Origin of the sequence: Enterococcus sp. S183_ASV_20 (genome assembly GCF_018919685.1) — a bacterium.
Taxonomy (GTDB): domain Bacteria; phylum Bacillota; class Bacilli; order Lactobacillales; family Enterococcaceae; genus Enterococcus; species Enterococcus faecalis.
In genome coordinates, this window is record NZ_JAHLRI010000090.1 from 1 (window position 1) to 6611 (window position 6611).

Sequence of the window (6611 nt, forward strand, 5' to 3'; positions counted from 1 at the left end):
CGTTTACCTTGGGCAATAGCACTTGCTACTTGCGTTTTATATGTGTATTGTTCATAAATACCGCTAGCATTGTAGCCACCAATCTGGGCAATAGCGAATTTATCATGTGCATAGCCAAAACGACCTTGTTCGCCTTGATAAATCGCCCAATCCACACCTTGATCTCCTTTTGCAGCAAATACATTTAAAGGCATAAAAAAGAGAGCGACGAGCGCTCCTGCTAAAATTTTCTTTTTCATTTGTTTACTCCTTTTCTTTTAAATTGTAGGCTGAAACGCCAGTTACCACACCTAAAAAAGTTGCAATTGCATTGATAGTTAACACTGCCATATCTGTTTGCTGCCAACCGTAGGCTTTGCCTAGTGTGGCAACCAAAACAGAACTTGCAGGGAGCACAGTGAGCACTCCCCACTTGATGATTTTGTAATACTTGTCTGGTAAAATCATAAATTAACCCCCTAAATATTTTGTAAACAAATAGACAACTACTGACACACCTATGCCAGCAATTGTCCGCCAAGTCCATTTTTGATTTTCTTTTATTTCTTTGATATCTTCCACATTATTTTTAGCAATAGAAAAAGCATGATCAGCCTTTTCTTTAGCATCTTCTGTTTTTTCTCTTAGCAATTCGTAATTATCAAGCTTTGTCTCGATACGTACAAGACGTTCTACCATGTCCTGAACAAGTTCATCTTTCACATAAATTTCCTTCTTTTCTATAATATTTTCACTGCTAATACAGACTTTATTCCTGAATTAGCAATCATACCTGCAAAATTAGTTTCTACAATAGCATTTATTTCATCACCTTTGGCTAAAGAAGCGATGTAAATTCCTGTCGCATCATTTCTATTTTTTAAATAATCGGCACCGGTTCCCCACAGTCTGCTTTGCCCTGGAGCGCGCGTGCCATTTTTTAGTACATTTAGATAGTAGTAGCCATTATGGTTAGCTGAAAACTGAACCCAAACTTGCATCACAAAACAATAAATACCGTCCTCCTCAATAACGATTTTATGAGTTGAACTATTTACGCTTATAGGTTTTATATCGGTAGTATAATAAACAGTATTTCCGACTCCAACCTCTTTGTTATTTGGAGCCGTTACGTTAGAAATTTGGCCTTCTATGCCATCAATTAATGTTACAGGAAGATAGCTTTTCTTAATTAATTGCCCTATTTCAATAAAATTTGCGTTTAAATCATCTTGTGCATTTAGTTGACCACGTTCAAAATTTGTTTTCATCTAATTCGACCCCTTTATTTTAATTTGCACACTTTTATTTCCTTCGTTTAATAAATATACAAACGGACTGACTTCACTTATTTTAGGCGCTGACATTTTCCAATCGGTAGGCACTTTCACCGTAATAGCATTTTTTTTTGGATAACCGATTCTATTCGGTATAGTTTCTGGAATGTCTCCTAACCAGTTCTCCTCTCCTAAAGGTGTAATACCAAAACCGTTTATTAAAGCCAATACTTCAACCATCGGGTAATCAAAAGGTAAATCGTTTTTTGTGAATAACAGTTGATCTGGTGTTAAACTTGTGATTTGTTTCTGTAGATTTAAAGCTACATCGCCCTCCATCGATTGAGAGATACTCTCTAAAAACGTCTGCCAATCTGCCTGTGCTTGTTGTATATACTCGTTTCCCTTGGTAAGGATTGCTTGCATATCTGCTTCAAATTTTACTTTTTCATCTTCTGTGTATTGGTTCATCTTATCAATAATCGCTTTTAATAGAGCTGTGTATTGATCTTCTAACCCTGAAACATTGACTTTTTGAAACGGCGATGAATAACCGCACACTTTCTCGTCTGCCCGTTTATCTGTGATTAAATCGCCTGTAATACTAGAAACATTTCGGGGCACTCTTATTGTGGCTAACTGTAGCTCGTAGACATCCGATGTACGGGTTACTGTCGTATCGTTCTTTTTAACAGCTAAAAATACATCACGTACACTTTTATCCATTCGAACCACAATACTGTCTGTTCTGTCTTGCGTGCTGCTTGCTACGTCAATACTTAAAGCTTTCGCACTACTATTTAAGAAAACTTTACCGGTAAATGAATAACCTGAATCAACTTGTACTTTCATCCCGCCATTAGGACTGGCGGTAACTTTCAGTGCATTAGCTGTTGTCAGCGAAACGCCATAAGAAAAAAGCCCCTCAAAAAATCTTGAGAAGTCGCTGTCATCATACATTCTATCGCCATCAATAGATAGCCACGGAAAACTCCATTCCATTTGTTACCTCCTACTTCCTTCCTAAAACATCAAAAATAGTAGGTGTTTCTTTACCGAAAATCGGTTCAATAAAAAGACCTTTAGAATCATAGGTCTTTTTAATAGTTGTTATAGTTGATGTTTTTTTCAAGTTATATAAATTTGATTTAATAGTAATCGTGTCACCCAATTGATAATCTTCACCTAATTTAAACAATTTTGAACTTGTAGGAACTTCACCACTTAACGTCAAAATTCGTTTACGCTCTGAAAGCTTACTATTTCCTCGATTTTTTAAGGCTTCAATATATTGCGAATCGGTCAAAGTCACTTCATCTGTATTCTTTTGTAAGTCTCGAGCATCGACGTACAACTCTTTACGTTGCAGTCCCGTTTTATTATTTCCAACAACAACACTTTTCCGTTCAGTTCCTTCACCTTCACCAAAAACAATAGCAGTTGAAGATTCATCAAAGTTATTATTCTGATAACCCGCCTTGGTTAAGTTTTCATATTCATCTGAAAACTCGATAGTTCTAGAAACATCTCTACCTTTAAAGATGGTTAACGTATTGCCAGGTGCACCTAACTTAGTAGCCACCTCTCGTATCCCAAAGTCATAGGATGTGCAAAGCGTTTCAATTTCTTCGGCTACCACTCCATAGCTATTTTGATATTGAATAGAACTATTCCCTAAACTAGGTCGAGGGCCCAATCTTAAGTATTGAATTTTTCTTTTCGTATCTGAAGGATTTACCACTTCGTTATTAAGATGTTCCCACACAATCTGTTCTGGCGGCGCTGTTTTATTATATATTCGATAAACAATACGATCTAAAGCCTTACCTAACAGCGATTTTCCTGATACTTTTATTTGTGCTGTCGCTTGATCGTCAACCACTACAGCATCAATATAGAAATACAGACCTTCCATATAAATAACAGTGTCTGGAATAAACATTTTTATATTCGTTGGTGTTAAACCCACAAACAGCTCAAAAGTCGAATAGCTATAATAGTTAAGATTAACCGTTAAGCTTTTGAAACCATCGAAAACTTTTTCGGAAATAAAATTCCATTGGTTATTTACATCCTGCGTAAAAATCTCTAATTCCATTACACACCGCCTACCAACGGCTGAAAGTCAAGTTGTACAATTACATTCCCAATACCTGTAGTAGCCTTTACTTGAAAATAGTTATCGCCTTTTTCAAGCTGCAAAAAAGTAGAATTAGAATCTCGCAATGGCATAGCATTAGTTTCAACTCCATTAGGATCTGTCATTATCGCTTCTTTCTGCCCTCGAGTAGTAACTAATTTAAATTTAGTACCTGCCTGAAAGGAGCCTTTAAAACGGAAAAACTCTTGAGTAATTACATTATATACTTCTGGATCTGTCGCTTCTGCACCCAAAGAAAAATAAAACGTACCACCTACTGACACATCACCATCATTAGTTACTGGTACAATTTCACCACTTTTTAGCGTAGCAAACTCATACCCTTTAGTTATTTCTAACGGCCACGTATGTTTTTTCGTAGCAACAGCTAAAGGAATTAGCGTATTATACTTGCTCATATCTGACCAATACGGGTCTAAAGCTAAAAAAGTACAGGTAAAGACCTGCGTAATATTTTTAGCAGGATCAGGTAAATCTGGCGCTTTGACTACTAAAACATCAATTTGAAATTCATGATCAAACATCCTATAAATTAAAGTGCCAGCTATTTTAGGATTTAACGTTTTTATCATCTCATGCTGTAAATTGAAAAGATCCTTTGTTCCTTTAGCAATTATTTCACCTTTTATCGTTAAATCGCGCTTATCTAAACGCTCCGAAACTTTAATAACACCATCTAGTCCATATTGTTCTTCTGTTATGATCTTATTTTCAACAGCTCCGAATCCTGTTTTACTTTTAACGGTAAAAGGTGGTTGAACACCGAAACTAATCAAAGAACCTTCCGAGTTCTTGTATATAAGTTCGTACATCCAACCTACCTCCTATCTTCTCAGTGTTGCAAGGTCCTGCAACTTATATTTTGTTTCTCTTGCAATTTCTCTAGGCGTTAAAGGCTCGGGACTTGTAATATATTGTGTAACATTGATATCTCCGTCTTTTTGTTCAGCCATTACACCTCTCACTGCAGTTTCAACATATCCTAACAGCGTGTCAATCGGTGCGACAGCCTCAGCTCCTGCTTCTCCACCTATCATTGCGTTATTTCCGTTCATGCCAAATATGGTAGGTTGCGTCATGATACCACCATCTTTGTACCACTCTATGCCCAAGCTTGGTATTTTACCTTTCAGTAAGTCACCCGCAGACCAACCCGCCGGACTGATAGAAAAGTGTGGTAGAGGAATTTTCGGCCAACTAATATTAAAGTTAAAGAACCCTTTAATCGCATCGACTACACCTTTTACGAGATTCTTAGCCGCGTTCATGGGTCCATCAATAGCATTTTTCACGCCGTTAAAGATGTTTGAAACAGTCCCCGTAATGCCACCCCATACATTAGATATGGTGTTTTTAACAGCATTAACAACATTGGTTATTACTGATTTGACCCCTTCCCAAATGGAAGAAACCGCATTTTTCATACCATTAAATAGATTTTTAACGGTGTTCACCATAGCACTTACTATGTTAGAAACGGTTGATTTAATACTATTCCAAACAGTAGATGCTGTATTTCTAATTGCGTTAAAAATGTTTGTAATTGAATTTTTTAAAGCATTAAAAATATTTATCACTGTGTTTTTAACAGAAGTAACGATATTGGAAATAGTCGTTTTAATACTATTCCATACACTAGAAGCCGTGTTTCTAATGGCATTAAAAATGTTTGTTATCGTGTTTTTCATAGTATTAAATATCGGTGTAACAAAGTTAAGGATAGCCTGCACAACATTAGAGATTGTTGTTTTAATAGCATTCCAAACGTTAGTTGCTGTGTTTTTAATTGCGTTAAAGACATTAGTAATCGTCGTTTTAATAGCATTAAATATAGGAGTGACAAAATTTTTAATAGCCGTAGAAACTGAAGTAACTGTATTTTTAATTCCGTTCCAAGCGATTGTTACAGAGTAAACGACAGCATCCCATATCTGTTGAAAGAAAGTTTTAAACGCATCAAAAATACCCTTAATAACTCCAATGAAACCGTTAATTATTCCTGTGACGGTATCACCTATTTTTTCCCATACACCGGTAGCAATTGCTTTTATGAGATCCCATAGATATTGAAAATACGCTTTAAAACCATCAAAAATACCTTTCCAGATATTAATTGTATTAACGATTATCGCCCCTACTACAGCGTATATTACATTCCACACTGTTTGTAGAAAATTCTTAATGCCGTTAAAAACGTTTTCTACTGTTTTTTTGAAACCATCAAATGTTTTCTTGCCAGCATCCGTGAATTTCTTCCAAATTTCTGAGACTTTAGCGGTAATATCATTCCACGTTTTTACTAAGCTATCTTTTAACCCACTAGCTGTTTTAACGATTGAATCCCAAGTTTGTTTAACAAAGTCGGCTACACTTTTAAATACCTTCAATGCGGTTTCTTTGACTGCATTCCATGCATTAATAACCACTTTTCTAAATTTATCATTTGTTTTCCATAAATAAATGACTGCTGCAACCAAAGCAACAACTGCAGATATTATTAAAACAAACGGGTTAGCATTTAGAGCTGCGTTATATATTCTTTGCGCTACCGCTGCCGCTTTGACAGCCGCTACATTTAGTTTAAAAGCTAAAGTAGAAGAACCTTGGGCTTTGCCTAATGCTATCGTTGCTGCATCTAAGCCTTTTGTTGCTAACTTAGAAGCAAACATTACGGTATTATATGCTTCTTGGGCAATTTTAATACCTTTCATAATACCTTTATACGTTATGAATGCCGCTCCTACTCCTACTACTACCGATTTGAGTGAGTTGAATAATGTCTTGTTTTTAGATATGGTGTTTGTAAATTTATCAAATGCAGGGATGACCTCGTTTACGATAACTTCACTCACAGCCCCTGATATGTCCCAAATCACCTCTACGATTTTTTCAATCGCAGGTAATACTACTGTATTTATTGTTTTAAATGCAGATTTAAAAATTTCTATCGCTTTAGGTACTACAGCTGTGAAAATATCGGCAAAAGTAATTGACCATGTACTAAATACTCCTGCCAATTTCGTAAATATCATAGACACTTGACTGCCCGTATCCTCAAAAATCCCTTTGATTTCAGGCAGTTCTTTTTGTACAATCTGAGCTACATTTTTTATAGCATCACTAATCCACTTAAAAGCCCACTGAAGATTCATCACAAAACCTGAATTTTGAATGCTGTTAAATGCATCCATAGC

At 36.0% G+C, this 6611-nt stretch carries 7 protein-coding genes and 1 pseudogene; all 8 read right to left on the reverse strand.

Features of this window, described 5'->3' with window-relative positions:
- Positions 1-239: pseudogene (locus tag KQI94_RS15000) on the reverse strand (1,4-beta-N-acetylmuramidase); the annotation flags it as partial.
- 4 nt (positions 240-243) lie between these two features.
- On the reverse strand, positions 244-447 hold the full coding sequence (locus KQI94_RS15005) for a phage holin (protein ID WP_002417762.1): 204 nt from the start codon (positions 445-447) through the stop codon (positions 244-246).
- 3 nt (positions 448-450) lie between these two features.
- The gene (locus KQI94_RS15010; protein ID WP_002417763.1) at positions 451-702 is read right to left on the reverse strand and encodes a hemolysin XhlA family protein; all 252 of its coding nucleotides are present in this window, start codon (positions 700-702) and stop codon (positions 451-453) included.
- A gap of 17 nt (positions 703-719) precedes the next feature.
- Positions 720-1250: a hypothetical protein gene (locus tag KQI94_RS15015; RefSeq protein ID WP_002417764.1), complete on the reverse strand. Its 531-nt coding sequence runs from the start codon at positions 1248-1250 to the stop codon at positions 720-722.
- Positions 1251-2258 (reverse strand): hypothetical protein, encoded by a 1008-nt coding sequence (locus KQI94_RS15020; RefSeq protein WP_002417414.1) that lies wholly within the window; start codon positions 2256-2258, stop codon positions 1251-1253.
- 10 nt (positions 2259-2268) lie between these two features.
- Positions 2269-3354 carry a siphovirus ReqiPepy6 Gp37-like family protein gene (locus KQI94_RS15025; RefSeq protein WP_002417415.1) on the reverse strand — a complete coding sequence of 362 codons (1086 nt, stop codon included), beginning with the start codon at positions 3352-3354 and terminating at the stop codon, positions 2269-2271.
- Entirely contained in the window at positions 3354-4229 is an 876-nt protein-coding gene (locus KQI94_RS15030; RefSeq protein WP_002417416.1) for a phage tail family protein, read from the reverse strand. Before KQI94_RS15030 ends, KQI94_RS15025 begins: the two co-directional genes overlap by 1 nt.
- A gap of 12 nt (positions 4230-4241) precedes the next feature.
- Positions 4242-6611: phage tail protein (locus tag KQI94_RS15035; protein WP_216454558.1), on the reverse strand; the 2370-nt coding region annotated here is incomplete at its 5' end.